Annotated in this window: 30 protein-coding genes and 2 pseudogenes; 22 read left to right on the top strand and 10 right to left on the bottom strand. The window is 47.2% G+C overall.

All coding sequences use genetic code 11. The features are described from left to right. The first annotated feature begins 6 nt into the window (after positions 1–6). The 7 genes and pseudogenes from KE531_03355 (at position 7) to KE531_03325 (ending at position 5,886) form a co-directional block, all read left to right on the top strand. The gene (locus KE531_03355) at positions 7–1,593 is read left to right on the top strand and encodes a MobA/MobL family protein (GenBank protein ID MBR9952664.1); all 1,587 of its coding nucleotides are present in this window, start codon (positions 7–9) and stop codon (positions 1,591–1,593) included. Positions 1,594–1,649: 56 nt separating this feature from the next. Further along, on the top strand, positions 1,650–2,288 hold the full coding sequence (locus KE531_03350; protein MBR9952663.1) for a DNA primase: 639 nt from the start codon (positions 1,650–1,652) through the stop codon (positions 2,286–2,288). Next, positions 2,200–3,558: a virulence-associated protein E gene (locus tag KE531_03345; GenBank protein ID MBR9952662.1), complete on the top strand. Its 1,359-nt coding sequence runs from the start codon at positions 2,200–2,202 to the stop codon at positions 3,556–3,558. The genes KE531_03350 and KE531_03345 overlap by 89 nt, the downstream gene beginning before the upstream one ends. Before the next feature lie 309 nt (positions 3,559–3,867). After that, complete coding sequence (locus KE531_03340) at positions 3,868–3,987, top strand: transposon-encoded TnpW family protein (GenBank protein MBR9952661.1); 120 nt, start codon at positions 3,868–3,870, stop codon at positions 3,985–3,987. 18 nt (positions 3,988–4,005) lie between these two features. Continuing rightward, positions 4,006–5,109: pseudogene (locus KE531_03335) on the top strand (type IV secretory system conjugative DNA transfer family protein). Positions 5,110–5,207: 98 nt separating this feature from the next. Beyond that, positions 5,208–5,600: a TnpV protein gene (locus KE531_03330; GenBank protein MBR9952660.1), complete on the top strand. Its 393-nt coding sequence runs from the start codon at positions 5,208–5,210 to the stop codon at positions 5,598–5,600. A gap of 1 nt (position 5,601) precedes the next feature. Further along, positions 5,602–5,886 (top strand): hypothetical protein, encoded by a 285-nt coding sequence (locus KE531_03325; protein MBR9952659.1) that lies wholly within the window; start codon positions 5,602–5,604, stop codon positions 5,884–5,886. Between the two features lie 282 nt (positions 5,887–6,168). Here the strand turns inward: KE531_03325 and KE531_03320 are convergent, their stop codons facing one another. The 8 genes from KE531_03320 to KE531_03285 are packed head-to-tail and all read right to left on the bottom strand — an operon-like array spanning position 6,169 to position 12,530. Further along, positions 6,169–6,705 (bottom strand): hypothetical protein, encoded by a 537-nt coding sequence (locus KE531_03320; GenBank protein ID MBR9952658.1) that lies wholly within the window; start codon positions 6,703–6,705, stop codon positions 6,169–6,171. A 2-nt stretch (positions 6,706–6,707) separates the two neighbouring features. Next, a complete protein-coding gene (locus KE531_03315; protein ID MBR9952657.1) occupies positions 6,708–7,871 on the bottom strand; it encodes a DUF262 domain-containing protein in 1,164 nt (387 codons plus the stop codon). Beyond that, positions 7,864–8,964: a DNA cytosine methyltransferase gene (locus KE531_03310; protein MBR9952656.1), complete on the bottom strand. Its 1,101-nt coding sequence runs from the start codon at positions 8,962–8,964 to the stop codon at positions 7,864–7,866. Before KE531_03310 ends, KE531_03315 begins: the two co-directional genes overlap by 8 nt. Positions 8,965–8,988: 24 nt before the next feature. Further along, complete coding sequence (locus tag KE531_03305) at positions 8,989–9,723, bottom strand: hypothetical protein (GenBank protein MBR9952655.1); 735 nt, start codon at positions 9,721–9,723, stop codon at positions 8,989–8,991. Then, positions 9,710–10,906, bottom strand: coding sequence for a DNA cytosine methyltransferase (locus tag KE531_03300; GenBank protein MBR9952654.1), 1,197 nt, complete (start codon positions 10,904–10,906; stop codon positions 9,710–9,712). Before KE531_03300 ends, KE531_03305 begins: the two co-directional genes overlap by 14 nt. A gap of 14 nt (positions 10,907–10,920) precedes the next feature. Beyond that, positions 10,921–11,130: an XRE family transcriptional regulator gene (locus KE531_03295; protein MBR9952653.1), complete on the bottom strand. Its 210-nt coding sequence runs from the start codon at positions 11,128–11,130 to the stop codon at positions 10,921–10,923. A gap of 49 nt (positions 11,131–11,179) precedes the next feature. Beyond that, positions 11,180–11,656, bottom strand: a complete 477-nt coding sequence (locus KE531_03290; protein ID MBR9952652.1) for a very short patch repair endonuclease — start codon at positions 11,654–11,656, stop codon at positions 11,180–11,182. 25 nt (positions 11,657–11,681) lie between these two features. Further along, the gene (locus KE531_03285) at positions 11,682–12,530 is read right to left on the bottom strand and encodes a helix-turn-helix transcriptional regulator (protein ID MBR9952651.1); all 849 of its coding nucleotides are present in this window, start codon (positions 12,528–12,530) and stop codon (positions 11,682–11,684) included. Between the two features lie 330 nt (positions 12,531–12,860). Here KE531_03285 and KE531_03280 point away from each other — a divergent pair, with 330 nt between their 5' ends. The 8 genes and pseudogenes from KE531_03280 to KE531_03245 all read left to right on the top strand — a co-directional run bounded on the left by KE531_03280 (position 12,861) and on the right by KE531_03245 (position 20,772). Then, positions 12,861–13,154 (top strand): hypothetical protein, encoded by a 294-nt coding sequence (locus KE531_03280; protein MBR9952650.1) that lies wholly within the window; start codon positions 12,861–12,863, stop codon positions 13,152–13,154. Further along, positions 13,138–13,443 (top strand): molecular chaperone, encoded by a 306-nt coding sequence (locus KE531_03275; GenBank protein ID MBR9952649.1) that lies wholly within the window; start codon positions 13,138–13,140, stop codon positions 13,441–13,443. Before KE531_03280 ends, KE531_03275 begins: the two co-directional genes overlap by 17 nt. Positions 13,444–13,935: 492 nt before the next feature. Beyond that, entirely contained in the window at positions 13,936–15,162 is a 1,227-nt protein-coding gene (locus tag KE531_03270) for a serine/arginine repetitive matrix protein 2 (protein MBR9952648.1), read from the top strand. 112 nt (positions 15,163–15,274) lie between these two features. Then, a complete protein-coding gene (locus KE531_03265) occupies positions 15,275–16,603 on the top strand; it encodes a virulence-associated protein E (protein MBR9952647.1) in 1,329 nt (442 codons plus the stop codon). A gap of 267 nt (positions 16,604–16,870) precedes the next feature. Next, positions 16,871–17,035 (top strand): hypothetical protein, encoded by a 165-nt coding sequence (locus KE531_03260; GenBank protein MBR9952646.1) that lies wholly within the window; start codon positions 16,871–16,873, stop codon positions 17,033–17,035. A gap of 75 nt (positions 17,036–17,110) precedes the next feature. Beyond that, positions 17,111–18,778 (top strand): recombinase family protein, encoded by a 1,668-nt coding sequence (locus KE531_03255; GenBank protein ID MBR9952645.1) that lies wholly within the window; start codon positions 17,111–17,113, stop codon positions 18,776–18,778. Positions 18,779–18,817: 39 nt separating this feature from the next. Continuing rightward, the gene (locus KE531_03250; GenBank protein MBR9952644.1) at positions 18,818–20,443 is read left to right on the top strand and encodes an SIR2 family protein; all 1,626 of its coding nucleotides are present in this window, start codon (positions 18,818–18,820) and stop codon (positions 20,441–20,443) included. An 83-nt stretch (positions 20,444–20,526) separates the two neighbouring features. Further along, positions 20,527–20,772 (top strand): annotated as a pseudogene (locus KE531_03245) (conjugal transfer protein TraG). Between the two features lie 145 nt (positions 20,773–20,917). Here the strand turns inward: KE531_03245 and KE531_03240 are convergent. After that, positions 20,918–22,126, bottom strand: a complete 1,209-nt coding sequence (locus KE531_03240) for an IS110 family transposase (protein ID MBR9952643.1) — start codon at positions 22,124–22,126, stop codon at positions 20,918–20,920. Positions 22,127–22,598: 472 nt separating this feature from the next. Between KE531_03240 and KE531_03235 the strand changes: the two genes are divergently transcribed. From KE531_03235 to KE531_03205, 7 genes are all read left to right on the top strand, one after another. Further along, on the top strand, positions 22,599–22,739 hold the full coding sequence (locus KE531_03235; GenBank protein ID MBR9952642.1) for a hypothetical protein: 141 nt from the start codon (positions 22,599–22,601) through the stop codon (positions 22,737–22,739). A 127-nt stretch (positions 22,740–22,866) separates the two neighbouring features. Continuing rightward, a complete protein-coding gene (locus KE531_03230; GenBank protein MBR9952641.1) occupies positions 22,867–23,181 on the top strand; it encodes a helix-turn-helix transcriptional regulator in 315 nt (104 codons plus the stop codon). Between the two features lie 95 nt (positions 23,182–23,276). Then, positions 23,277–24,278, top strand: a complete 1,002-nt coding sequence (locus KE531_03225; GenBank protein MBR9952640.1) for a permease — start codon at positions 23,277–23,279, stop codon at positions 24,276–24,278. 16 nt (positions 24,279–24,294) lie between these two features. Beyond that, entirely contained in the window at positions 24,295–24,636 is a 342-nt protein-coding gene (locus tag KE531_03220; protein MBR9952639.1) for a TM0996/MTH895 family glutaredoxin-like protein, read from the top strand. 3 nt (positions 24,637–24,639) lie between these two features. Next, positions 24,640–25,050, top strand: a complete 411-nt coding sequence (locus tag KE531_03215; protein ID MBR9952638.1) for an arsenate reductase ArsC — start codon at positions 24,640–24,642, stop codon at positions 25,048–25,050. 148 nt (positions 25,051–25,198) lie between these two features. Then, positions 25,199–25,621, top strand: coding sequence for a sigma-70 family RNA polymerase sigma factor (locus tag KE531_03210; GenBank protein ID MBR9952637.1), 423 nt, complete (start codon positions 25,199–25,201; stop codon positions 25,619–25,621). Further along, on the top strand, positions 25,614–25,811 hold the full coding sequence (locus KE531_03205; protein ID MBR9952636.1) for a helix-turn-helix domain-containing protein: 198 nt from the start codon (positions 25,614–25,616) through the stop codon (positions 25,809–25,811). The genes KE531_03210 and KE531_03205 overlap by 8 nt, the downstream gene beginning before the upstream one ends. Positions 25,812–26,037: 226 nt before the next feature. Here the strand turns inward: KE531_03205 and KE531_03200 are convergent, their stop codons facing one another. Beyond that, a complete protein-coding gene (locus KE531_03200; GenBank protein MBR9952635.1) occupies positions 26,038–26,535 on the bottom strand; it encodes a hypothetical protein in 498 nt (165 codons plus the stop codon). Between the last annotated feature and the right edge of the window lie 4 nt (positions 26,536–26,539).

Genomic DNA, 26,539 nt, shown 5'->3' with positions numbered 1-26,539 from the left:
GATGAAGTGGCAAACCCTCATTTTGAAATCAAAATCACGAAGCGAAGTAAACGGCAGTCAGCTGTTGCCGGAGCTGCCTACCAGAGCGGCGAGAATCTGTTTTCCGAGTATGACCAGAAGCACAAAGACTACCGGAAAAAGGAAGGTGTGGTCTACACGGAAATCATGCTGCCGTCCCATGCCCCGCCGGAATACGCCGACCGGGAACAGCTCTGGAACGCAGTGGAAGCCGTTGAAAACCAGTGGAACTCCCAGCTTGCCAGACGGTTTGTGCTGGCACTGCCCAGAGAAGTGCCGGAGGAACTGTATCCCCAGATGGTGCAGGACTACTGCAACCAGTTTTTTGTTTCCAAAGGCATGATTGTTGATTTTGCCATCCATGACCCCAAGCCACCGGGACACAATCCCCATTGTCATGTGATGCTGACCATGCGGGCAATGGACGAGCATGGGAAATGGCTTCCCAAAGCCAGAAAGGTTTACGACCTTGACGAGAACGGTGAGCGTATCCGGCTTCCATCAGGGAACTGGAAAAGCCATAAGGAGGACACTGTTGACTGGAACGAGCAGTATTATGGGCAGGAGTGGCGCACCGGCTGGGAAACAGTGCAGAACCGTTATCTGGAAATGGTGAACAGCCCTGTCCGTGTCGATCTCCGTTCCTATGAAAAACAGGGGCTGGACATCATCCCCACCGTCCACATGGGAGCTGCTGTCACCCAGATGGAACGCCGTGGCATCCAGACCAATATCGGCAATCTGAACCGGGACATCAAAGCCGCCAACCGCATGATGAGCGTGATCCGCAGCACCATTCAGAATCTGCGTGACTGGATCAGCGATATTCTGGAAGCCCGGAAAGAGCTGCTGGCAGAGAAGAAGCCGGAAACTGCATCCCCCGACCTTATCAATCTTCTGCGGGATTATCTCAATCTGCGAAAGGCAGAACGCCGGGACTGGTCAAGATACGGTCAGCAAAAAGGTACAACGAAAGATTTACAGTCCTTTGTCAACGCCACCAATTATCTGAAAGCCCATGAGATTTTTACGCTGGAGCAGCTGGACAGTGTGCTGGAGGAAGTGAAACAGAAATCCGGCAGCATCAGCACCGGCATGAAGAAAGCCGAGAGCCGCATGAAAGTGATTACCGGCATCCAGAACGCCGTTGCCGATTGTCAGCAGCATAAAGCTATCCATGACAAGTATGTGAGAATCGGCTGGAAAACGGTGCAGTCCGTTTATGCGGAAAGCCACCGAGACGAGCTGGACGCATACAACAAGGCATACCGTTTTTTGAAAAAGCATGGTGTTGACTTGAATGTTGATCTGGAAGCCCTGCAAGTGGAATATGAACAGCTGCAAACTTCTCACGCAGAATATACCGGGCAGCTGGTGGCAGTGCAGGAGGAATTGAAGCCGCTGAAAGAAATCCGTTACTGGGTCAGCAAGGTACTTGACCCGGAACAGGCAGAGGTCAAAAAGAAGCCGGAGCCGAAGCACTCTGTCACCGAACAGATTCGGGATTATCGGGAGGAATCCAGAAAAAAGGACGAGCAGCACCGGCAGGAGAAAAAACAGAATATGGAACTGTAAGGCATCTGATTTTTAAAAGAAATCGGGTGCCTTTTGTTTTGTCAGGAGGTGGAATTTTGAATGTATTTGAAGCGGTCAAACAGAATGTGACCACCAGACAGGCAGCGGAGCTGTACGGCATCACTGTCAGCAGAAATGGCATGGCGGTCTGCCCTTTTCACAACGACAAAAACCCCAGCATGAAACTGGACAGGCGTTTTCACTGCTTTGGCTGTCAGGCTGACGGGGATGCAGTGGATTTTGTTTCCCGGCTGTTTCAGCTGCCCAGCAAGGAAGCTGCCATGAAGCTGGCTGATGATTTAGGGATTGCCTATGACAACAGGCAGAAGCCGACCGTCAAGCCGCATATCCGGGAACCTACCCCGGAGCAGAAATACAGGCAGGAAGAAATGCACTGCTACAAGGTCTTATGCGAATACTTCCACCTTCTCCAGAAATGGGAACAGCAGTATGCCCCGCAAACGCCGGAGGATGACCTGCATCCGCTCTTTGTGGAAGCCCTGCAAAGAAAAACCTACACAGAGTATCTGCTGGATAGTTTTCTGGACGGATCGCCGGAAGAACGCCGGGAGCTTGTAGCACAGCAAGGAAAAGAGGTGATGAAACTTGAACAGCGAATTGCAGAATGGACAACAGCCGGAACTCTGCACCGTGGAACAGGTCAGAAGCAGCCTGGAACAGACCGAGAAAGGTAAGGTATCCAATGTCGCAGCCAACTATAAACGGGTGTTTCAGCTTGACCCTCTGCTGAAAGGAGCTATCCGAAAAAATCTGCTGACAGAACGAGTGGATATTGTGAAGCCCCTCGGCTGGTATCGGGACAGCCCGACCCTGACCGATGTGGACATCAAATATCTGCTCTTATATTTTGAGGAAAACTATGGGCTGACTATCGAGAAAAAGATACAGGATGCTGTGATGGTGATTGCCAACGAAAATCGCTATCACCCTGTCCGGGATTTTCTCAACGCCTTGCAGTGGGACGGTACGGAGCGCATCCGCTATTGTCTGCACCGTTTTCTGGGAGCTGATGCCGATGATTACACCTGTGAAGCCATGAGACTGTTTCTGTTGGGAGCAATCTCACGGGCGTTCCGTCCCGGCTGTAAATTTGAAATCATGCTTTGTCTGGTGGGCGGTCAGGGAGCCGGAAAGTCCTCGTTCTTTCGCCTGCTGGCAGTTCAGGATGACTGGTTTTCCGATGACCTGAAAAAGCTGGACGATGAAAATGTGTACCGCAAGATGCAGGGACACTGGCTGATTGAGATGTCGGAGATGATTGCCACCGCCAATGCCAAGAGCATTGAGGAAATCAAATCCTTTCTCAGCCGCCAGAAGGAAACCTATAAAGTGCCATACGAAACCCACCCGGTTGACCGAAAACGGCAGTGTGTGTTCTGCGGCACTTCCAATACGCTGGATTTTCTGCCCCTTGACCGCACCGGCAACCGCCGTTTTGTGCCGGTCATGGTACATCCAGAGCTGGCAGAAATCCACATTCTGGATGATGAACCGGCAGCAAGAGCCTATCTCGTACAGGTCTGGGCAGAAGCAATGGAGATTTACCGCAGCGGAAACTTCAAACTCCGATTCAGCCCGGCAATGAACGAGTATCTGAAAGTCCACCAGCGTGACTTTATGCCGGAGGACACCAAAGCCGGACAGATCATCGAGTATCTGGAAAAGTGTTCGGATAACATGGTCTGCTCCAAGCAGCTGTTCCGGGAAGCCCTGGGACACAGCTTTGACGAGCCGAAGCAATGGGAAATCCGGGAGATCAACGACATTATGAACAACAGCGTGACCGGATGGAGGGCGTTTTCCAATCCCCGGTACTTTCGCAGCCCCTATGGGCGGCAGAAAGGCTGGGAGCGCATCCAGCCCGACAACGGAGGTGGAGATTTTCAGGAATTGACGCCGGAGGAAGTGGAGCAGCTGGAACTTCCCCCAGAGTGGCTAAAGTAAAAAAACAGTACCGGTTGCCGTTTTGTTGTCGAGCCGGTTGTCGGTCTGGTTGTCGGGCGAAAGTCTGAAAACCCCTGATTTGATGGGCATTTTCTCTCCCCTGACAACCATGACAACCGACTTTTATAAAAAAGAAGAAAAAGAAAATAGAGCATCTCCCGACAGAGTTTTAAGGTTTTCTGATGTCCGTTGTCAGGACTTCGTTGTCAGCCTTTCCTTTGTCGGGCTTTTTTACAGGAGGTGTCGCACATGGAACAGGCAGCAGCCAAAACGAAAGCAGGACAGGCAAGTCCGGCAGGAACATTCAGCATGAAGCTGGGCAAGACCACCTATGTGGTGGGCGTTCATTTCAGCCAGACCGCAAAGGACACGCTGGAGGACAAAATGAAGCGACTGATGAAGGACGATGTGAAATCATCGAATTTTTGATGCAAAATTCGGTGAGATATTCCCTTTATTTATCTTGACAAAACACTCCCGAAAGGCACCATCCTGGTGGAGTGCGGCAAGATGCTCCAGCGCGGCACCCCCAAGCTGGGCAAGGACGGCAAGCCCATGAAGGATAAGCGCGGCAAGGTCATCTATGAGCCGTACCGGATCAAAGTCCTCAATACCATCAACTTCAAGAAGTCCATGCACTATAACCCCTTTGCTTACATCCACTCCGAAAAGGACATCCTGAAGCTGGTCACGACGCTGATCGCAAACACCAAGGGCGAGGGCAAGGCCGGGGACGATTTCTGGGTCAAGGCGGAGACGCTTTTGTACTGCGCCCTGATTGGGTACATCCACTACGAGGCCCCGGTGGAGGAACAGAATTTCTCCACCCTCATTGAGTTCATCAACGCCATGGAGGTCCGGGAGGATGACGAGGAGTTCAAGAACCCCGTAGACCTGATGTTTGACGCGCTGGAGGCGGAGAAGCCCAACCACTTCGCCGTCCGCCAGTACAAAAAGTACAAGCTGGCAGCTGGCAAAACCGCAAAATCCATCCTGATTTCCTGCGGTGCGCGCCTTGCCGTATTCGACATTGCCGAGCTGCGGGAGGTCACTTCCTACGACGAGCTGGAGCTGGACACCCTGGGAGACCGGAAAACCGCCCTGTTCCTCATTATGAGCGACACGGACGATAGCTTTAACTTCTTGATCTCCATGTGCTACACCCAGCTTTTCAACCTTTTGTGTGAAAAAGCCGACGATGTGTACGGTGGGCGGCTGCCGGTCCATGTGCGGTGCCTCATTGACGAGTGCGCCAACATCGGCCAGATTCCCAAATTGGAAAAACTGGTCGCCACCATCCGAAGCCGTGAGATCTCCGCCTGTCTGGTATTGCAGGCGCAGTCCCAGCTGAAAGCCATCTACAAGGACAACGCCGATACCATCATCGGCAACATGGATACCTCTATCTTCCTCGGCGGCAAGGAGCCGACCACCCTCAAAGAGTTGGCCGCTGTGCTGGGCAAGGAAACCATCGACACCTATAACACCGGCGAGAGTCGTGGTCGGGAAACCTCTCACTCTCTCAACTATCAAAAGCTCGGTAAAGATATGCCATACTTGTTGGTGAAGAGTTCAGCTGCCTTGAATTTGACATGAACAGGGACACGATCAGCTGGATTCGGAGAAAAATCGAATACAGGAGGTCGCTTATGGAACACTTACCGAAGAAAACCTGTCAAAATGGCATCAGCTATACGCTGGTCGGTGATTACTACATTCCAGACTTACAGCTGCCGGAAGAAAACCGCCCAATTGGGATTTGGGGGCGGATGCACAAAGCCTATCTGGAGCAGTACCATCCAGCCCAGTATAATGACCTGATTTTGACCGGAAAACTCTGTACATATCTGGCTGATCTGAACGAACAGGCACAAAACCGGCTGCATTGTATCATTGTCCAGATGAAAGAAACGGAAGGAATCACAGAGGAATTGAAAGCCCAAGATCAGATGGCATGGGTCGGAGCCATGAACAGCATCCGAAACCGTGCGGAGGAAATTGTTCGTCACGAACTGATCTATGATGCAAAGGAGGGGCTGTGAGATGGTGTTAGATGACTTATATTGTGGTAATATCTACCCCGCAGAACAGGTGGTTCCCCATGAAAAAGAATACCGCAAGCTACATAGGCACACCGGAGAGCTGCTTACCGGGTTAGAGGAAAAACTTTCTAAAGAGCAGATGGAGCTGGTCAACCAGTTTCACACTCATGTGATTGATGTTCATTGTATGGAGTTAGAAGCACACTTTCAGTACGGATTTTCTTTGGGAATGATGTTAATGAAGGAAGTGTTTGACTTGATGGGAAAATGTGCAGAAGAGTCATAAAACTACAAAAAGGATGATCTTAAAATGTATCTTGTCAAATTTGTTAGAAATGACGGACAAGCCAATGAACTATACTATTATTCAAAAAGAGCTGATGCTCTGTACCACATAAGCTTGTTTCACAATGACAATTCTAACCTTTATAAAAAAATTGAAATAATCAAGGTGTGAGTCAGGTTATCTATTATCATGTTCATTATATGATTCAACAAGTCTGCACACACCAATAGGCAGCATAAGTCAGGCACTGAAAGTGTCTGATCTATGCCGCCTTTTTAAATGCTATTTTTTAGAAAATGATGGATCTAAAACCACCTCAATCAAGGCAATAAAACCACAAGCTGCACGATATTTCTTGTAAATTTCTTCCACAGTAATATTTACATCAAATTCTGCAAAATTTTCATGAACGAGTAAATTTCTTTGCCGTCCAAGTTCAATAAAGCTCTGTTCAGCTGTTTTCAGGGTATCGTCACTATTTATTCTCTGCCGGACACTATCTTTAGTTGCTTCACCAAACAACTTCCAAAAAGCATTTGTATTATTTGCCTTCCAGTCAAACAAGGTATGGTATTGGCGCTCAATCACTTTTGATTCAATGAGGTTTACGATTCTTTTATCTGAGCCACTAACTTTTGTAGCATATTTAGATATTAATTCGGAAACCTTACTTTCAAAATAGCTTGCCGCAGATAATACCAGAACTTTTTTGTAAACACTATCTATGTATGTAGCAAAGGATACCTCACCTTTGCTAAGAAGATAATTATATAATTCTTGTGAATCTTGATACTGTCTTTCTATTCGTTCGCTTTCCATTTTTACTCCTCGCCATCAGGCAACGCAATCCCATATAAATATCTCCGAGCAAGACACAATCTTGCTTTTACGCTCTCGCCGTGGGATGTGCTATGAGTAATTGCAGCCTTAAAATTTGTATCTGCTTTCAGGGCATCAAAATCTGTTTGCGTGATAGCTGCATTCTCAAATCCGTCAGCTAAGATTTTTTCCGCTATTGTGACAAACACAGAATCAAAAAGAGAAACATTAAAACTCCCTGTTTGTGTCAGAAAAGCTTTTTTATCAATGCTTTTACAAATGTTTAAAACATCAAAAAATAGCTGTCGGCTTTGTTCGACCTTTTCTGTACTAAATGTCTGGGCTTCTTTTGAAAAGCGGTTTAAGAAGCGAATCATTGAGCCGGTATAGGAGCTCCCATCATATAGCAAGGCATATGAGCGCAACAAAACCTCTACATCTCTAAATTTGTCATCTTCTTCTGCCTTGCCAACTAAATTCCGCCAATCTGGTTCTGAGTTTAATGCATAAATCATCTTATAAAAATCAGAGCGATATAGGCAACCTCTAATTTCTTGCGGGGACAGATTAAGACCACCTGTATTAAGACGGCTGAAAATCTCGTATATCGATCCGTTATCTTCCGGTTTATTCTGCCTTATTGACATACACCGAACTGGCATAAGATCAAATGCACTTTTTTGTGCTACATCTAAGGTGTGATACTTTTTATTGTTCAGGGGGTGCGGGTCACCATTTTCTTGCTTGGCAAACTGCAATTTGAAGTCTTGGAAAATTTCATTGTCAGATAATACACTATCTGGAATGTTGCCGTTTTCATCAAAGATCTTTCTGAGAAGAGTCCGTTTACCACTTCTGGGAAATCTCTGCTTTACAAAGAAATAGATTGTCAAAAGGCGCTGCTGGCCATCAATAATGCTATACTTATTTCGTTCTATTTGATATAAAAAAATTTGTGGTATTGGAAGCCCCAATATTAATGATTCTATAAATCTGGAAGCTCGTTTTCTATCCCACACATAATTGCGCTGAAAAGTGGGCATTGAAATCACACCAGATTCAATAAGACTATTTATTGTCATAACATTAAAGTCATTCGGGATGACACTAATATCATACGAAACCACAGATGTTTCTTCGTCTTGTACTTCATAATAGTCAGCCATTGCCATTTCCTCCTTTTATAATCTGTTGGACGACATCCATTACATCCATAGCAATTCCTTGCGACAACAAAAACGGTACCCCATTTCCAACCATCTTAAATTTTGACGATAAGGGTAAATCAGCGGGCAGCACAAAATCGGCAGGTGCCGACTGTACTGCTAAAGCTTCTGCAACGCTAATCCGACGAAGTTTATATGGGTGAAGGTGAACCTCATTGTTTCCATAAGCAGCAGTTGGGGAGTATCGCCATCGATGAAGCCTTTTAAAGGATTTTCCAACTGTTGCACCTTCACAAATATTTTCATATTTATTATATGCCTTGACTGCAAATACATCTCTGCCGTTTGGATGCAGCTCAACATTGTTTTTGTCAAACCAAAATTGTACTGTAAGATCTAAAACAATCCCATCTGGACAATCCAAGTGGCCATCAGCTAAAAATGGTGAAAGAGTTGGCCAGGGTAACTCCATGATTTTATCCAAGCTGTATTTTCTATGTGCACCAATGGGATTGGCTATTTTTTTCCCAAAAGCTTTGGTAGAAAAACCAACCAAAAATAACCGATTACGATATTGAGGGACACCATATTCTAAAGCGTTTTCAATAGAGTCAAATAATTTATACCCCGCTCTTCTAAATTTTCTTTTTATCTCATCATAAAACTCACGATGCTTTTTTGTTTGATACAGTCCTTTAACATTTTCAAGGACGAAGAAATCTGGTTTTCGCTGAATGATTAAATTAGTATATATTGATGTTAGCTGGCCATTTTCGCCCTCTCTGCCCGTATTTTTCCCTGCCACAGAAAAATCCGGGCATGGAGGACCTCCAATAAAGCCAATTAGCTTTTTATCTCGTTTATCGTAATTAGGGAATGAATGATACCACACATCATCTGATAAATATTCCCTAATATCTTTGCTGCTATACCCATAAATCGGAATGTGGCCACTATTTCTTCTTGCATATTGGTATGCGTTTATAAACCGCTTGTCATATTCGTTAACAAAGACGATATTGAAGCCGGCATCCTCAAATCCTAAATCTAAAAGGCCCAATCCCGAGAAAAAGGAAAATACTCCAACATCCATCTTTTTCTCTCCTGGTAATAATTTTTAATTGCCCGAGTTGAATTCTACAAGTTTCTCCCAGTTGATGCTACCATCCTCGAAGCAGAACTCCTGGGTAAACTCTCGGACGAGCCGGTTTGCGGCCTTCTGGTAAGAAGTGTCGAACTCCTCCACATACTTCTCAGGTAGCTTGTCCATGAAGCGGATCAGCTTTATGTAGAACTCTTCATCTCCGGTCAGTTCTGTCCAGAAATCTTTGCCCGCCAGTTCCATATAGAATTTTGGCAGTCCACGATTGGACACTTTTTTCTTCCCATAACCATAACCAACAATCGGGACAAAGCGTTTCTTCGCCTGCTGTGCCAACTTGCTGGCTGCCATAAAGTTCTGTTCCTGCTTCTTACGGCTATCAGCATTGAAAACGCTTGTACCAGATTTTACTGCAATGGCATAGATAGTGTTATCCCGTTCCACCATAATGTCCACACCTTCAGCCAATGCTTTCTGACCCTGGGCGGCAGCGGTGGCTATCGGCTCAAAAAATACATTGCCGAAGATTGTTTCTTCCGATGAGGACACAAAAGCGGCAAGAATTGCATCAATAATCTGAGCCGCTCCATTCATAGCCTTTGCCCGGAACAGATACGGATTTTTGCGTTTCATGACAGTTTTTACATTTAGGCTGTCTACTTTTTTAATCAAGTTCGTATAGAAGTTATCCAACGCAGTAGCAATTGCTTCCACGATAGCAGCTTCGTTGTAACTATTATTTATTGGCATAGCAGCTTCCTCCTAATTCGATAGCTTGTTTCAACTTTTGATGGATGTCAGTCCCTCTGAACCGCTTTGTCCGGATTTCAGCAGACTGATCTGCAACAGAAAGCACAGCTTTCCCCAACGCTGTTGCCAGCCCTACTGGAACGGCATTACCAATTTGCCGGTATTTCGCAACACTTGTCCCCATGAATTTCCAATCATCAGGGAACTGCTGGATACGGGCATACTCTTGTATGCTAAGAGGACGGTCTTGGGTTGGATGGCACATCATTGTTGCCTTCTGAACAGGAGATGTTACTAATGTAGGCGATGGCTGGCTATAGGATAGCCGTCGGTAAAAGCCCACTTTTCCTCCTCCTGATCCATAAGCACCACCCATTGCCTCCATTCTTACATCTTCCGGAAGGTCACGCCAATTCCCACCCTCCGGAACAAGGCGGAGATATGCAAGACGGTCTTTGCTGAACGCAGCACATTCTCCACAGTCATGTTCTAAATCTTTAATGGTATCCTGGAGTGTACGCCAGCGATAAGCAGGGTCTTGATGCATTTGAAAATGGGTCGGGAATGGCAGAAAAATATCTTCGTTATCTCTGCTTCCAATCAAAACAAACCGTTCACGGAATTGAGGAACGCCATAATTTACAGCATCCAGAACCCCATACACAGTTTTATAGCCAAGCTTGTTGAATTCAGAGAGGATAACATCTAAAACCGTCCCCAAGTGTTGTTCAGGATCATTTTTGTCACGCTCCGCAAGAGGGGTGTGTTTTAACGGGGCAGACATAATCCCTTTTACATTTTCCATGATGAAGAAACGGGGGCGGATATAGTCAATCATCCGGATAAAATCCATGAACAAGCTTCCACGGGGATCATTGATTCCCAGCCGCTTTCCGGCAGTGGAAAACGGCTGGCAAGGCGGTCCGCCGCAAATGAGGAAAGGTTCTCCTTGTGCAAGCCCAACTTGTTCAAGCAAATCTGCGGCATCAATTTCTCTGATATCTCCGCCCAATACCTTGTGTCCATTTGCCCGCATAGTAGCTACGCAGGCAGGGTCAAAGTCTTGTCCAATCACAATGTTCAGACCCGCCTTTGCAAGGCCGATATCCAATCCCATCGCTCCGGAAAAAAGGGAAATCACATCCCGGTTTGAGGTGTTATTTTTGTAATGCAGAAAATCCATGTATGTCCTCCTAATCAAATCTTTTCACCATCTGGAAGGACAAAATGGCGCTCAAAAGAACACCCCACCGTTTCCGCCAGATATTCTAAGTCAGAGACTGTGAAACTTTCCCGTTTCATTTTTGAATTGAAATTTTGTGGTGTAGTCCCCATTCGCCTTGCAAGTTCCGCAACGCTGATATTGGAGCGCACACATAGCACTTTAATCTGTTCTGATATCGTCATAAGGGTACTCCTTGTGATTATAAACTTATAAATTGAAGATATAAAAATATCATTTTATATCTTCAACACAGTCCCTCGCATCCTCTATCATACCATCAAACTGCATCATCTGCAACTCGAAAATCAAATCTTCGACAGCTTCTACACATTCATCTGTGTGCTTTTGTATCTCTTGCCCCCAAAAATGTATAGGAACCCAATCCATAGCAATCAGTTTGAGATCATTTTCACGATCCCGTGCCATATTTCGCTCAATCTTTTTAATCCAATATTCCCGGTTATTCCCCAGTTTTTGCTTCTTGATTTCCCAATTATGGCCATGGAAAAATTCACTGTCACAAAAGATGGCAATCTTGTACTTGGTTATCGCTATATCTGGAGTTCCGGGCAATTTTTTATAATTTTTCCGATATCGTATTCCTCTATGCCAGAGTGATTTTCGCAATAAAATCTCTATACTGGTGTTTTTTCCTTTAATATGGCTCATTGTTTGGCTGCGTTGTTTAGGAGTCATTACATCGCTCATTAAAACCTCCTCGTATTACCCCTTTCTATTTTCGCTTTTTCTTTTTTGTTCCATGGTATGCCTGCGGCCTGGGCTTCCCTCTCATATTGTTGGGATTCTTCAGCAGCTTGGACAGGCTTAATATCCGCATAAACGCCGAGAAATCCTCGGAAGCAATCTTGTCGAAGGGAATCTGCATCTGGTCGCAAAACTCGTGGATTATCCGTTCCTCGTTACTGCCCAGCTGCATGGCACGGTCAAATTTTTCCTTGACCTCTGTGAAGGTCGGCTGTGGATCGGCGGTGGTGCGGTCGGTGACATGGGCCTGACGAATATCCTGAACGATACTGTCCAGATCGTCGTGGATTGTGTGGCTGAAAAAATCACTTTCCTGTACCTGTCCCAACTCCAGCGTGCGGACATAAAGGTCGTTCTCCCCCGGCGCATGGCTGCGAATCACTTCCTGTCGGGTGGCCTCCAGCACCAGATTCATCTGGGCAATCCGCATATCGGCGATCCGGTCAACGAAAATCTCAATATCCGTCATCAATCGCTGGAAGTTCTCATGCGTGGCAATCTCACACAGCAGCCGGTTGTTGATTTTTCCGCTGCTCAATAATGTAACCATATCATCACTCAAATGCAGGGCCTGAAGCTCTGTGTTTGGGTGATTTTTGTTTTCCGACAACCCCATCAGGTAATCGGTGGACACCCCGTAAAATTCCGCCAGCGTAGCGATGGCAAAGGGACTGATGTCCTTATAGTCGTCGCTCTCATATTTACTGAGAGCAGATTTGGAAAGCCCGGTCTGCTCGGCCAGTTGCTCCAGTGTCAGGTGCTTATCCACCACCCGCAAGTCTTTTAACCGTTCCGGGATAGACAGTTTTGTGTGCATCTAAAATCCCCCTCTCACCAGGAAATCCTTCCGTTTATGAACATTATACCATGCTTCCATAAGCGTGGAAATATGCTGATTTCAAGCCATTTTCCATCGTTTTGGACATACGGGAAAGGCCCTGTTTTTTCGGTAAAATGAGTTTTGTCAGGAGACACAGAACCTTGAAAATTGAATGACTGGCTGCAAGGGGTATGACCTCTGGGGAAGTGATGCCATGACAGGAGCGCACCAAGGAGGACAATACGCTGGGAAAAATCCGGGCAGGAGCGATTGCAGGCAAACCGGCAACTAACACATGGAAAATAAACTTTTAGGAGGTTGATTTTTATGAAATTGAGTATCCGAGAAAAGAAAGTGCTGTATGCCTTTGCCTGTCCCAACCACCACAACACGGTGACCAGGCTCAAATGGCTGACTGCCTTAACCGTTGACCCTCAGGCCAAGCACCGAATGCTGGAGTTGGCCCGGAAGATGGAAACGGAGATAGCAGAAAGCTGGTACACCGGCTTTTATCATCAGCTCCGTGCAGAGATGGACGAGTATTACCGTGCCAAGCGCCGCCTGTGTTTGGTAAAGGAGAACACCGAGTATGAGGAGGATCTGTATGACGAAGCTGTCTAAGTATGAGAAAGAAACCATCATTAACTGGAACGAGGCGGAGGACACCGCCAGTATCTACACCTTTAACGCCGATCTAAAGCGCAGATTGGCCGAGTTCAGCCGCAAGTATCCCCAGCTATGCTGGTTGGAGCGCAGCACCACTGAGGGCAGCGTGACCTATGTGATGGACAAGTCCCGCCTGTCCATCCGTCTGGTGCCGCCGTACAGTGAGGAGCGGCTGGCCGCTGCCAGAGAATATGCCAAACAGCACGGATTTCAGGTCTTGCGGACGGACAAGGAGAGCGCCTGAAATCGGGTAAATTCACAGGAAAATGGCAGGTCTGCACCCGGTATTTTTGCGGTGAATTGGTATCGTGATACCCCAGTATCCCCCATGCCAGGAAATGCGACAAAAGGAGCATTCAGAGCCGGAGGAGCTGACAAAACCGCACAAGTGGTGGAAGTCAGCTTCGCCGGGCAGGAGTACAGAGGGATGCAATCCCTTTGTGCTGGGTACAGGGGTGCAGCGCCCTGTTGGGGTCAAGGGGTGCGGGTCGCCAGTGGCGACCTTTGCGGCAAAGCCGCAAAAGCACCGACCGAGGCGGGAGCCGAGACCAACGCCCATTGGCGGGTTGAGGGCAGCCAGCCCCATCGGGTCAAGGGTGAAACGCCTTGCCCAGGGAGAGTTGATGCTTTGCGTCAACTCGTACTGGGTATTACCTGACGCAGAAATCCGCGGGTTTGGCGGCTGCGCCGCTGCTTCCCCTTCGGGAAAAATCAGCAGAGATTGGAGGGATGAAAATTGAAACTGACACGGCACAACGGACGATCCGGCAAGCATGGAACCTATAATCCCCGGCACAATGACCGCCGGTTTGATGTGGAAAACAGCGAACACATTGATGCCCAGCGAGCCAAGAAAAATGTGTACTGGGACTGCTACCGTGGCTTCACTACCCCCGAACTTCGGGAGAACCCGGAACAGCCGGATTTCAGCTTTGAAGAAATTGAGCGGATGTATTACTACGAGCATTATTCCGACCATGTGGATGCCCAGAATGCCCGGAACGAGAAAACACGACACACCGAGCGCAACCGCACGGTGGAAGATCTTTTGAAAAACAACAAGACCTGCCCAGAGGAAAGTATTTACCAGATTGGCACCATGGAAGAATCCGTTCCACCGGGTACTCTGGCACTCATTGTCAGCGAATTTTACGAGGAGTTTGAACGGCGCTTTGGTTCCCATATCCACATTCTGGACTGGGCGCTGCATCTGGATGAGGGTACGCCTCACATCCACGAGCGCCATGTGTTTGACTGCAAAAACCGGTATGGGGAGTTGTGCCCCCAGCAGGAAAAGGCGCTGGAGGAACTGGGCTTTGAATTGCCTGATCCGAGTAAGCCCAAGGGCAAACACAACAATCGAAAACAAACCTTTGATGCAGTATGCCGCACGCTGCTCTTTGACATCAGCCGCAAACATGGGGTGCATTTGGAGCAGGAGCCGTCCTATGGTGGGCGGGCGTATCTGGAGAAACAGGACTATATCCTGATGAAGCAAAAGGAGCAGTTGGCCGCCCAGGAACAGAAGCTGGAGGAGCTGACCCTGAAAATCGAGGATGTGGAAACACTGGTGGAGGAAGTTTCGGATATTGCCTATGACAAGGCGGTGGAGGTTGTCACCGATGCTGTCCGGCTGGAAACCCATAAGGAGGATATCCGGCTGGTGGAGGAAACGAAAAACTGGGTACTCTCGCCGGAACGGAAAGCGCCGCAAAAAGAGCGTGAGTATGCCGCTGCCCGGCTGGATGGAGTGATCTCCAAAATCAAAAATGCCATGCAGTCTGCGCTGACAAAAATCCAGAAGAAGCTGATGCAGCCGGAGGTCAAGCAGGCTGGTAAACAGCAGATTCAGGAAAAGGCCAAGGAATCCATTCTTGCTTTCCTGAAAAAAGCCAAGCAGGATAGCGCACAGAGAGAATACAACCGGAAAAAGCAGCGGGAAAAACAGGATATAGAGCTTTAAGGCATCTGATTTTGCGAACAAATCAGATGCTTTTCTCTTGAGGAGGTGAGAAACATTGAACAGCGAATCTCAGAGTTTAGTGCCTGCAACCCAGCAGGACGAAAGTGAGGAATTGACCGTTGATGAAGTGCAGGAAAGCCTTTCCACGACGGAAAAAGGACAACCGGCTAACACCATTGGAAATTGCCGCACGGTGTTTTGCCAAGATCCGCTTTTGCGGGGCGCAATCCGGCTGAATCTGCTGACCGACCGTGTTGATATTGTGCGGGATCTGGGCTGGCGCAGAAGTACCAGCGCCCTGACTGATACCGATGTCAAGTATCTGCTCCTTTACTTTGAGCAGAACTACGGTTTGACCAGTGAAAAGAAGCTGATGGCGGCGCTCTCCATCGTGGCAAACGAAAACTGCTATCACCCCATTCAGGATGTGCTGAACAGTCTGGTGTGGGACGGCAAGCCCCGGATAAGCTCCTGTCTGCATCACTTTCTGGGGGCAGATGAGAGCAACTATGTGGAAGAAATGCTCAAACACTTCCTGCTGGGAGCCATCCGCCGGGTGTTCCATCCAGGTTCCAAATATGAGGAGCTGCTCTGTCTGGTGGGCGGCCAGGGAGCCGGAAAGTCTACCTTCTTTCGCTTCCTGGCTATACAGGATGAGTGGTTCTCTGACGACCTGAAAAAGCTGGATGATGACAAGGTGTTTGCCAAGCTGCAAGGCCACTGGATCATCGAGATGTCAGAGATGCTGGCCACCAGCAACGCCAAGAGTATCGAGGAGATCCGCTCCTTTATCAGCCGCCAAAAGGAAACCTATCGCACCCCCTATGAGACCCAGCCCAAAGACCGGCTGCGGCAGTGCGTGTTCGGTGGTTCCTCCAACACGCTGGACTTTTTACCCCTTGACCGGGCCGGAAACCGGCGGTTTCTGCCAGTGATGATTTACCCAGAGAAAGCGGAGGTTCACATTCTGGAGGACGAAGCCGCTTCCAGGGAATATCTGTTGCAGGTATGGGCGGAGGCTATGACCATTTACCGCAGCGGAGAGTATTCCATGAAGTTTTCAAAGGAGATTCAGAGACAGCTGGTGGAGGTTCAGAAAGACTTCATGCCGGAGGACACCGAGGCTGGGCAGATTCAGGGCTTCCTGGAACACTACACCGGCAATGTGGTCTGCTCCAAACAGCTGTTCAAGGAAGCGTTGGGACACGCCTTTGAGGAGCCGAAGCGCTGGCAGCTGCACAACATCAACGAGATCATGAACACGGTGGTGATTGGCTGGAAGCCCTTCTCTAACCCCCGGATGTTTGCTGGATATGGGCGGCAGCGTGGCTGGGAACGGGAGATTTCCGACAACGAACCGCCCGACAACGAAGGTGGGTTTGTAGAGCTGAGCGAGGAACAAGTCCGCCAGCTGGAGCTGCCAAAGGAGTGGATTGCCTGATTTGCGGGGCCTGTTGCCCGGTTGGTTGTCGGCTGGTTGCTGACTTTGTTGCTACAAAAGCGGGAGTATGAGCACGACAAAAGCCCGTAAAGCAAGGCTTTTTGGTGGGTATCTGTTCTCTGACAACGAAAGCAACGAGATTTCACAAGAAAATTTGAAAAGTAAGAAACGATGGTCAGACGATAGGTTGCAGGTTTTTCGGAGTCCGTTGCCGGACTTTGTTGCCGCTTCCCTTTGTCTGGCTTTTCTGATCTATGGAGGTAGCCTATGGAGAAAACCCAAAAGCAAGAAAACAAGCAGAGTAAAAAAGTAAAGTTTATCGTGGTACGGGAGTTTTCTGGTGATAAAACCATGCAGGAAGCCTTTGAACAGCTCATTGAACGGCAAACCTGCGAACATTTTGAAGAATGGCTGGAACGCAAGGCAAGCTGAGGGTATTTGTTGAAGAAAAAACAGGGGTATGGTATAATATGTATATCGTGTCCCTGTTCATAGAAGGAGATTACTATGAGCAGGAAAAAACAAGTCAATCAGAAAATTACAGCCCTCTATTGCCGTATTTCTCTGGACGATGGCGGCGATAACGAGAGTATGAGTATCAGTAATCAGAAACTTATGCTCAAGGAATTTGCCGAGAAAAATGGGATGTTCCAGTATGAGTATTATGTGGACGATGGTTACACAGGCCGTAATTTCAATCGCCCAGCTTTTCAGCGTATGATTGCCGATATCGAGGCTGGTAAAATCGGTTGTGTCATTACCAAAGACCTGTCCAGACTGGGAAGAAATTATATCGAAGCCGGCAGCTATATTGAAATCTTCTTCCCCAAACACAATGTCCGCTATATCGCCATTACGGATGGCGTGGACAGTTTGACCCGTCAGGAAATGGACATCACGCCCTTCAAGAATATCCTGAACGATATGTATAGCCGGGATATTTCCAAGAAAGTGCTGGCGGGGCGTATGACCCGTTCCCGACAGGGAAAGTTCTGTGGCGGACAGCCTCCCCTGGGGCTGATGCGTGACCCGGAGGATCGGGGGCATTTGATCCTTGACCCGGAGACTGCGCCGGTGATTCGCAAAATCTATGACCTGGCACTGGATGGCTGGGGCTGTATGCGGATTGCCAAGCAGTTGATGGAGGACAAGGTTCCCATCACCAGAGTAAAAGGAAATACCGCCTGCGATGTCAACTACTATGCGTGGGGCGGCGCAAGAATTAGCCATATCCTGCGTAACCCCTTTTATAAGGGCGCTCATCTGGTTTGCCGGACACACCAGAAAGGGATTCGCTCCAACACCTATGACATTATTCCCCGTGAGGACTGGGAAATCATTGAGGGTTGTCATGAAGCGATTGTGACACCGGAGGAATGGGAGCAGGTACAGGCAATCGTAGATCGCAGGCCACCTATTATGAAAGGCAATGCCTGCCCCTTCTACAATTTGTTCCACGGCATTATCTACTGCGCCACCTGTGGGAAATCCATGCAGGTGCGGTATGAGAAGGTCGGCAGAACTGGCAAAAACCGCTTTACCGGCGAGATGCGGGAACCGATTGACAAGGCGTATTATATCTGCCAGACCTACAACCGGCTGGGCAAAAGCGCCTGCACCAGTCACAAAATCGAAGCCAGAGATTTGTATAATCTCGTCCTGAAAGATATTCAGGAACTGGCAGCGATGGCACTCAAAGATGCAGATGCCTTTTATCAGCGGTTGAGCAGCCGAATGGAGCGCCGATATATGGCGGATGCTTCCGAGATGCAGAAAGAGCGTGAACGCCTGGAAGCCAGAAACCGGGAAATTGACGATATGTTCCTGAGCCTTTATACCGACAAGGCCAAAGGCGTGATCTCTGAGCAGCGGTTTATGAAGATAACCGCCGCTATGGAGCAGGAGCAGGAAGAAAATCAACACTGTTTGCAGGAACTGATGAGAATGCTTCAGCAGTCCGATGCTCAGGAAAATGAAGTCCGCACCTTTATCCGGGAAATTCGGCAGTATGCCACCATTCAGGAGCTGGATGAAACCGTACTGAACCGCCTGATCAACCGTATTCTGGTGGGCGAGGTCAAAAAGATAGACGGCCAGAAGATTCAGAAAGTCAAGATTGTCTACAACTTTGTTGGGGAAATCCCAGTGAATGAACCTGTTAGAACTGACCGTTGAGAAATCTTGACATTGTAAAGTGGATTAGGAGAAGTTAATATGAGAGATGAAATTATTCAGATTTTGTCTAATGCACCTGCACTACCAGTTCTTTTTGTTGGATCTGGACTCACACGAAGATACTTAGGGCTTCCTAACTGGGAAGGTCTCTTACGGCTATATTGTGTCAAATCACCGTATGAATATTATTATAGCAAGGCCGAGCGAGAATGCAGAGAGTGCCCGGATATGATTTATCCTAAAATCGCAGATTATATAGAGGCTGATTTTAATGATGCCTTTTTTACAGAGGATAAATATGCCGAAAATCGAAAAACTCATGCTGAAGATATTGCTGCAAAAGTTTCTCCGTTTAAGTTTTGTATTGCAGATTATTTCAAAGAAAAAAGTGAGGCAATTCAGGAAAAATATTCTGATGAGATAACGCTATTCAGGGAAATTGGCAATAAAAATATCAGTTGTATTATTACTACTAATTATGACCTATTTCTTGAAAACAATTTTGGGAAAGACCATTTTCAACCGTACATTGGCCAAAATGAATTGCTGTTTTCTACAATTTATGAAGTTGCAGAAATATACAAGATACATGGGTGTTGTTCAAAGCCGGATTCTATAGTAATTAACTCACATGATTATGACTTGTTTGTTCGTAAAAGTGCATATTTAAGTTCAAAAATATTAACTCTTTTCTTAGAGCGCCCTATTATTTTCCTTGGATATAGTGTTAGCGATCCCAATATTCGCCGCATATTGCGTTCTATTTCAGAGTGCCTTGAAAACAGCCAATTGGAGCAGTTGAAAAAGAGACTGATTTTTATCGAGTGGACAGAAGACCCAAAAGAAGAAGGAATCAGCGAAAGACAGTTCGACTTTGATAACGGAAAAACGATAATTATGGAGAATATTAAACTGTTTGATTACTCCATATTATATTCAGCCATTTTAGATAATACGGTGAAATACGATGTAAAAGCTCTTCGCCGTATAAAAAGTCAGCTGTATGAATTGGTAAAAACAAATAAGCCTACAGAAAAATTATATGTTGCTACAAATATTGAAGACGATAGTCAAGATATTGATTTTGTCGTAGGTGTTGGGGTTTATGGTAAATTCGGAAAAGTCGGCTATAGAGGAATAAAGGCAGAGGAATTGTATCTATATGCCATAGGTCAATCGGATTTGCAGTATGACGATGACATGATTTTGAAGGAGGCAATTCCTTATTTGTATAATGGACGCACAATTTGGCCTGTAAGACAATTTGTCAGCCGCTGTCAATCAATCGACTGCATAAATGATAAAGTAAAATTCTCTTTGGACAAAACCAGTAAAGATTTGCTCTCATTTGCTCAAAAGGAGTCCATTAAAAAAAGAGGATATACTGGCCTTCCTTGTGTAGTTGATTATTATAGGCAGTATGGGTTGAGCAAAACAATTTCAACTATTTTTACAAGTGATTTTAGCAAGATAAATCCGGATGATTTGTTGCAATTTATAAAATTGGCGCTAGAAGATGAACCTGCCTTGCTGTCTATAACCGGTAAAGGCCATCAATCAAGATCAAATTTCAAAAAGTGCATCACCCTTTGGGATATTCTCGTTTATTCAACACCCGCAAAACAAAGAATAGCAGAATTATCAGACGATTCAAATGTGAGCTAATAGAATACTGTTATATAGATCCTTCTCTTAACTGAGGAGGATCTATTTTTTTATCCAATTTTGAATTCATCACTTGACATTGTGGCAAAGAGCTGATGAGCCAGGATGAACTGGCCGTTATGGACGGCGGCAAGTGCATCCTCCAGCTGCGTGGTGTTCGTCCGTTTTTGTCGGACAAGTACGACATCACCAAGCACCCCAATTATCCGTACACCGCCGATGCGGACCCCAAAAATGCCTTTGACATTGAGGCGTTTCTGTCCGCCCGGCTGAAACTCAAGCCCAACGAAATCTACGACGTGTACGAAGTAGACGCGGAGGGCGCGTAAATCTGTTCCGCTGTGAAAGACCTGCTAATAAAAGTCAAGTGGAAATTTCAAAATATTGAATTCGAGAAAAAGGGCATACGAAATCAGGCCGCTGAACAATTCAAAATTGAAAGGGCGGCCGGCCAAGGAGGCGTTTAGTATAGGTTTAGGCCTGTGTCTGTGTGTTTAGATAAGCAGTTACCGAGGCGTAATAAATACGCAGGAACTTGTTAGCAGACGCCATCATGTAGACCCGGTAAGGCTTTCCCTCGGAACGTTTTTTGTCCATGAATTGGTATACAGGTTCGCCCATAGGGGCGCTTTGCAGATAAACGCCCATCACAAGGAATAGTGTCCGGCGTAAAGCAGCGGAACCACGCTTGGAGATGCTGCGGCTACGGACATCCATTTGTCCGGATTGGTAAGGTGGGGCGTCAATGCCCGCAAAGGCGACCAAAGCCTTCTTGGAGTGGAATCGGCGCACATCGCCGATTTCAGCCATGAGTTGAGGTCCGAGGGTTGGACCAACACCAAACATCTCCATCACCACAGGATACTCCGGCAGAGAAGCCGCCAGGGACTGCATCTCCTGCTTGAGAGCAGCTAATGCGGCAGAAGTTGCCCGGAGTTGGAAAATGGCCTGTTCTACCAAAAGTTTTGCTGTATCCGTTTTCGGCATAACTCCGAAGTGTCCACAGGCGGAGGCATAAATGTCCAGCGCCTTATCTTCGCTGAAATGGTAGCCGTGCTTTCTGCACCACTTCTGGTACTTGGCGGCAAAGGCCTTCTCAGACAGGCCACAGACGCACTCGCAATGCCAAAAAGCAGCCACAAAGTCTACCCATTTCTCACTGCCATCGGTGCGGGGCGGACTGGTAAACAGGCGGTTTGCATCTGGAAAAGTAGTGTCCAGCAGGGAGATTAAGTTATTCTTCAGCATGGTCTGTACTTTGGAATACTGCTGGTACTGCCGGTAGCAGGTCTTCAGCATGAGCCGGGTGTCCTCTTCCGGGACATATCTCGGCAGTGTGAGCCAGTGGTCAAGGCCGTAGTTGGCCAGCTTCACGGCATCCTTCTTGTCGGTCTTGCCACGTCTTAAACTGTTGTTCCCGTAGTCATGCACCAGCATTGCATTGACTACGGAGACATAAAGCCCCGCGTCGTGGAGCAGCCAGGCCACCGGCGCGTGGTAATTACCCGTGGATTCCATCACCACACGGGTCTCACCGTCCAGGCTTTTGAGCAACCCTGCCAGCTTGCTCAGTTCACTGGCGGTGTGGCGCACTTCAAAGGGTGAAACCACCACTTCTCCGAAGGGCCGCATGACGGCGATCATGCTTTTCCCTTTGGAAACATCAATGCCAACACAGTTCATTCGCGTTCCTCCAATACCAAGGATCTGCAACCGGAATCCATCTTTTCTCGCTGCCGATTCAATCTATTATGTGACGCGAACTCTCCGACATTCGGTGGCTCAACCTGCTTAAATCGAACGCTACAACAAGAGGATGGCTAACAGTCTTTCGCACGGACATATAAGCCCAAGGAGTGATTGGTCAGCCAGTTGCTCCTCTTATTGTAGCTTAGGCACGAGATGGAGGGAAAGCCGAACTGGCTGCCCGGCTTTCCTGTCCAAATTTATTGTAATAGGAGTGATCTTATCTACCCGCCTCAACTGCCCCGGATGGGGCCATTGGCGTACAAAGCGGACAATCACAAAAAAATAATGAAAAAAGGAGGACAGCCGGAATCAGCCCCCGGAAACCGGGCGGCAGATTGCTCCGGCTTTTGTATGCCTATGAATGACTAAATCAAACTTTTCAAATGATTCCGGCTAACTATAATTTATGGCATTTTTTAACCAGGCGATCACCGTTTTGCAGACCCTCGTTATTGCTCTGGGTGCTGGTCTCGGCATCTGGGGTGTCATCAACCTGCTGGAAGGTTACGGCAACGACAACCCCGGCGCGAAAGCTCATGTGCCGTAAAGTAACACAAGAAAACTTGATAGACATCAGTCTCCTATTCCGTGAAAATTTGCAGAATGGTATTGACAGATTGCGTAATGCGGCATATACTAAGTCGTATCAAAATAATTTGATATGAGGTGAGTACATGAGGACAGAGTATCAGGAGCAAGCGAAGGTGTTTAAGGCTCTCTGTGACCCCAAGCGTCTTTCAATCTTGGAACAGCTAAGAAGCGGTGAAAAGTGCGCTTGCGTCTTACAAGAGCCATTAGATTTAACGCAATCTGGTCTTTCATACCACATGAAAATCCTCTGTGACTCTGGAATTGTTGTCAGCCGTCAGGAGGGGAAATGGACACACTACCGCCTGAGCACTTCCGGCAGGGAGTACGCGGTGGAGCTGTTGAAAAAGTTGACAACCCCGGACACAGAGGAAAAACGCACTTGTCCAAAGTGCGGATAAAAAACGCCATCTACAAGGAAAAGGATGGCGTTTTCTAAGCCACATCATATCAAATATTTTTGATATATTGTTATAAATGAAAGTGAGGTTTTTGCATGGGAGTCTGGGACTTTATTCAAGACCAAGTGCTTGGCATGAAATGGCTAAACGGACTGATCGGGAGAGGTTTGTCTGTACTTGGTTTGGACGTGAATGGACGTATTGGTGGCAGTGTGCAATTTTTTATTTACGATGTTTTGAAGATCACAGTGCTGCTCTGCGTACTGATTTTTATAATTTCTTATATCCAAAGTTACTTCCCGCCGGAGCGTAGCAAGCGTATTTTAGGACGCTTCCATGGAATCTGGGCGAACATTGTGTCTGCCTTGCTGGGAACCGTGACACCATTTTGTTCCTGTTCATCTATACCACTGTTTATCGGTTTTACAAGTGCAGGATTGCCTTTGGGTGTAACATTTTCGTTCCTGATTTCATCTCCTATGGTAGATTTGGGAAGTCTCGTCCTGCTGATTAGTATTTTTGGCGCAAAAGTTGCCATTGTCTATGTGATTTTAGGGCTTATTATCGCCGTTGTCGGAGGTACAATCATCGAAAAATTACGCATGGAAAAGTATGTGGAAAGTTTTGTGCTGTCTGCGGGAAAGGTAGATATTGAATCTCCTGATTTGACGAAACGGGAGCGGCTTACTTATGCAAAAGAACAAATGCTTAGCACCTTCAAAAAAGTGTTTCCCTATATTCTGATTGGTGTCGGTATCGGTGCGTTGATACACAACTGGATACCGGAAAGCTGGATTGTTACGGTTCTGGGAAGCAACAATCCCTTTGGCGTAATCATTGCCACGATTGTAGGCATCCCCATGTATGCAGATATTTTTGGCACAATTCCCGTTGCGGAAGCACTTCTTTCCAAGGGCGCTCAGCTGGGTACGGTTCTGTCCTTTATGATGGCGGTTACAACCCTGTCGCTGCCTTCCCTGATTATGCTTCGCAAGGCTGTAAAACCCAAACTGCTGTCGCTGTTCATCGGAATTTGTGCGGTTGGAATTATTTTAGTGGGCTATTTATTTAATGCGTTTCAGATCATTTTGATTTAATAGGAGGTATTGAACTATGGGATTGTTTAACAAAAAGAAAGCGGAAAAAAATTGCTGCTGCGGAAGTAGCTGCACACCCGAAAAGATGGAGCAGGCAGAGACAGTCAAAACGGCTGCCGGCGTGAAAGTGCTGGGGTCTGGCTGTGCCAAGTGCCACGCACTGGAAGATGCTGCGAAAGCAGCACTGGAAGAACTGAACATGGATACAACCATAGACCATGTAACGGATTTCGCCCAAATTGCTGCATACGGCGTGATGACTACCCCTGCCCTTGTTGTGGATGGCAAGGTTGTATCCTATGGTAAGGTTTTGAAAAAGGACGAGGCAAAAGCCCTCATCCAAAAAGTCAGAGGGTAAAGTATGAAAGAAAAGCCAAAAGTAGCATTTATCTGTGTTCACAATTCCTGTCGCAGTCAAATTGCAGAAGCACTTGGGAAATATCTGGCCGCTGATATTTTTGAAAGTTACTCTGCCGGTACAGAAACTGTACCGCAAATCAATCAGGAAGCGGTTCGGTTGATGAAACAACTCTATAACATTGACATGGAAAAAACGCAATACAGTAAACTGTTGAGCGCACTTCCTCCTGTTGATATTGTTGTAACAATGGGGTGTAATGTAAACTGTCCTTATCTACCTTGCAAATATCGGGAAGATTGGGGGCTGGAAGATCCCACAGGAAAAGACGAGGGAGAGTATCGGGAAACCATATCAGCGATTGAGCAAAAAATAACAGCATTAAAGAAATTTATTCAGACTAATTTCAAATAGCAAAGCCAGCCGAGCCAGTCAACGGTCAAGATGAACGGCGCATACGCGCCGCCGTTGACAGCCCCGCCCGCTTTTGCAAACAGGCAATCAAGGGGCGACAGCAAGGAGTGCTGCCGCCCCGCACTATTATCAGAGAGGGGGAATTTCCATGACCGAAGATGAAGCCTACAAGGTGCATATCCAGTACACCTTTAACGCCTTTTGCAAGGTTGTCATTCGTCATGCAGCCATAGATAAAGTTATCAATCTGCGCCGGAGGTGGGAACGGGAAGTTTCCCTTGACTATCTGATGAATGAGAAGTTTGTCCAGTTTGCCGAGCCGGAGCAGCTTGAAGAATATCTTTTTACCGCCTGCGGACAGACCGCCGTTCTGTACCATGCGGAACTTGCCGCTGCCCTTGCCCTCTTGCCGGAGCAGACGCAGGAAGAAATTTTCCGCTACTATTTCATGCGCCAGCCGCAGCGCGTGATCGGCGTACATATCGGCCGGACACGCAGCACAGCGGGGCGGCATATCCAGCTTGCCTTGAAGCGGCTCCGGCGGCTTATGGAGGGAAAACGCTATGAGTAAACTTCTCCCCTATGAAACAATCGTCAAGGCGCATGAGGGCGACCCGGACGCAATCGACACCGTTCTTTCCCACTACGCCGGATATATCCGCTACTGTTCCAAAGTACACGGGAAAGTCAACGCCGAGGTTGAGGAATATGTGAAGCAGAAGCTAATTGCTGCTTTATTCAAATTTCGTTTTGACCGATAAACTTTACAACTGAATACCCGCCGCCCACCGGCGCGGCCAGTGAAAGCAGTAAGTCTGAAAAAGATTTGCTGCTTTTTTTGTTGCCCAGCTCCGTTTCCGGCCATTTTGCCCTGTTTGGATTGTAGTAGTAAGTGAGAGGGAAATTTTTTGCCCCGGCGTTTGGCATTTCTGATTTTTGTCCGTAGTAAGAAGCAAAGAGAAAATAAGCCGTTTTGTTTGGCAAATTTCAAAACGCGGTGGTGTAGGGAGTGAAAGGAAAAATTTTCTGCCCCGCCGGTTGCCAAAAACCTGTTGCCCGGATTACTAAGGCAAAAGAAATTTTGAAAAATCTTCTTTCAGCGGGTAGCTGGCGGCCTTTGAAATGTATCTTTAGCGAAAAGGAAAAAAGACCGTACACAGCGAGCCGGAAGCCCCGCCCTGTCCGTTCTATGTACGCAAAAACCAGACAGGGGCAGTTTGCGGCAGTTACAGAGCAAGTTTCTACCACGGTGCCAAAATCCGCAATTCTGCGGTTTTGCCCCTCGCGGGAAACTTGTTGGGGAGTGCCTTCCCCAAACCCTGCTTTGCGCCCTTGCGGGCGAAAAAACTGAAAACAGTTTTTGTTATTTTCCAAAAAGTTGCCCAATGGGAGAAGTAGAGAGTTTTTTACCCCAAACGCAAAAAAATTTTTGTTATTTCCCGAAAAGTTCAGCAATGAAAGGGGTAGAGAGATTTCTCCGCCCAAAGTA

It is taken from the genome of Eubacteriaceae bacterium Marseille-Q4139 (genome assembly GCA_018223415.1).
Taxonomy (GTDB): domain Bacteria; phylum Bacillota; class Clostridia; order Lachnospirales; family Lachnospiraceae; genus CABSIM01.
Note: the sequence above shows the minus strand (reverse complement) of the source record. Positions and strands in the feature narration are given on the sequence as shown.

Excerpts from the sequence above, each read along its gene's own strand:
- KE531_03340 (MBR9952661.1), top strand. The coding sequence starts at position 3,868 with ATGAAGCTGGGCAAGACCACCTATGTGGTGGGCGTTCATTTCAGCCAG.
- KE531_03330 (MBR9952660.1), top strand. The coding sequence starts at position 5,208 with ATGGAACACTTACCGAAGAAAACCTGTCAAAATGGCATCAGCTATACG.
- KE531_03325 (MBR9952659.1), top strand. The coding sequence starts at position 5,602 with ATGGTGTTAGATGACTTATATTGTGGTAATATCTACCCCGCAGAACAG.
- KE531_03320 (MBR9952658.1), bottom strand. The coding sequence starts at position 6,705 with ATGGAAAGCGAACGAATAGAAAGACAGTATCAAGATTCACAAGAATTA.
- KE531_03315 (MBR9952657.1), bottom strand. The coding sequence starts at position 7,871 with ATGGCTGACTATTATGAAGTACAAGACGAAGAAACATCTGTGGTTTCG.
- KE531_03310 (MBR9952656.1), bottom strand. The coding sequence starts at position 8,964 with ATGGATGTTGGAGTATTTTCCTTTTTCTCGGGATTGGGCCTTTTAGAT.
- KE531_03305 (MBR9952655.1), bottom strand. The coding sequence starts at position 9,723 with ATGCCAATAAATAATAGTTACAACGAAGCTGCTATCGTGGAAGCAATT.
- KE531_03300 (MBR9952654.1), bottom strand. The coding sequence starts at position 10,906 with ATGGATTTTCTGCATTACAAAAATAACACCTCAAACCGGGATGTGATT.
- KE531_03295 (MBR9952653.1), bottom strand. The coding sequence starts at position 11,130 with ATGACGATATCAGAACAGATTAAAGTGCTATGTGTGCGCTCCAATATC.
- KE531_03290 (MBR9952652.1), bottom strand. The coding sequence starts at position 11,656 with ATGAGCGATGTAATGACTCCTAAACAACGCAGCCAAACAATGAGCCAT.
- KE531_03285 (MBR9952651.1), bottom strand. The coding sequence starts at position 12,530 with ATGCACACAAAACTGTCTATCCCGGAACGGTTAAAAGACTTGCGGGTG.
- KE531_03280 (MBR9952650.1), top strand. The coding sequence starts at position 12,861 with ATGAAATTGAGTATCCGAGAAAAGAAAGTGCTGTATGCCTTTGCCTGT.
- KE531_03275 (MBR9952649.1), top strand. The coding sequence starts at position 13,138 with ATGACGAAGCTGTCTAAGTATGAGAAAGAAACCATCATTAACTGGAAC.
- KE531_03260 (MBR9952646.1), top strand. The coding sequence starts at position 16,871 with ATGGAGAAAACCCAAAAGCAAGAAAACAAGCAGAGTAAAAAAGTAAAG.
- KE531_03255 (MBR9952645.1), top strand. The coding sequence starts at position 17,111 with ATGAGCAGGAAAAAACAAGTCAATCAGAAAATTACAGCCCTCTATTGC.
- KE531_03250 (MBR9952644.1), top strand. The coding sequence starts at position 18,818 with ATGAGAGATGAAATTATTCAGATTTTGTCTAATGCACCTGCACTACCA.
- KE531_03240 (MBR9952643.1), bottom strand. The coding sequence starts at position 22,126 with ATGAACTGTGTTGGCATTGATGTTTCCAAAGGGAAAAGCATGATCGCC.
- KE531_03235 (MBR9952642.1), top strand. The coding sequence starts at position 22,599 with ATGGCATTTTTTAACCAGGCGATCACCGTTTTGCAGACCCTCGTTATT.
- KE531_03230 (MBR9952641.1), top strand. The coding sequence starts at position 22,867 with ATGAGGACAGAGTATCAGGAGCAAGCGAAGGTGTTTAAGGCTCTCTGT.
- KE531_03225 (MBR9952640.1), top strand. The coding sequence starts at position 23,277 with ATGGGAGTCTGGGACTTTATTCAAGACCAAGTGCTTGGCATGAAATGG.
- KE531_03220 (MBR9952639.1), top strand. The coding sequence starts at position 24,295 with ATGGGATTGTTTAACAAAAAGAAAGCGGAAAAAAATTGCTGCTGCGGA.
- KE531_03215 (MBR9952638.1), top strand. The coding sequence starts at position 24,640 with ATGAAAGAAAAGCCAAAAGTAGCATTTATCTGTGTTCACAATTCCTGT.
- KE531_03210 (MBR9952637.1), top strand. The coding sequence starts at position 25,199 with ATGACCGAAGATGAAGCCTACAAGGTGCATATCCAGTACACCTTTAAC.
- KE531_03205 (MBR9952636.1), top strand. The coding sequence starts at position 25,614 with ATGAGTAAACTTCTCCCCTATGAAACAATCGTCAAGGCGCATGAGGGC.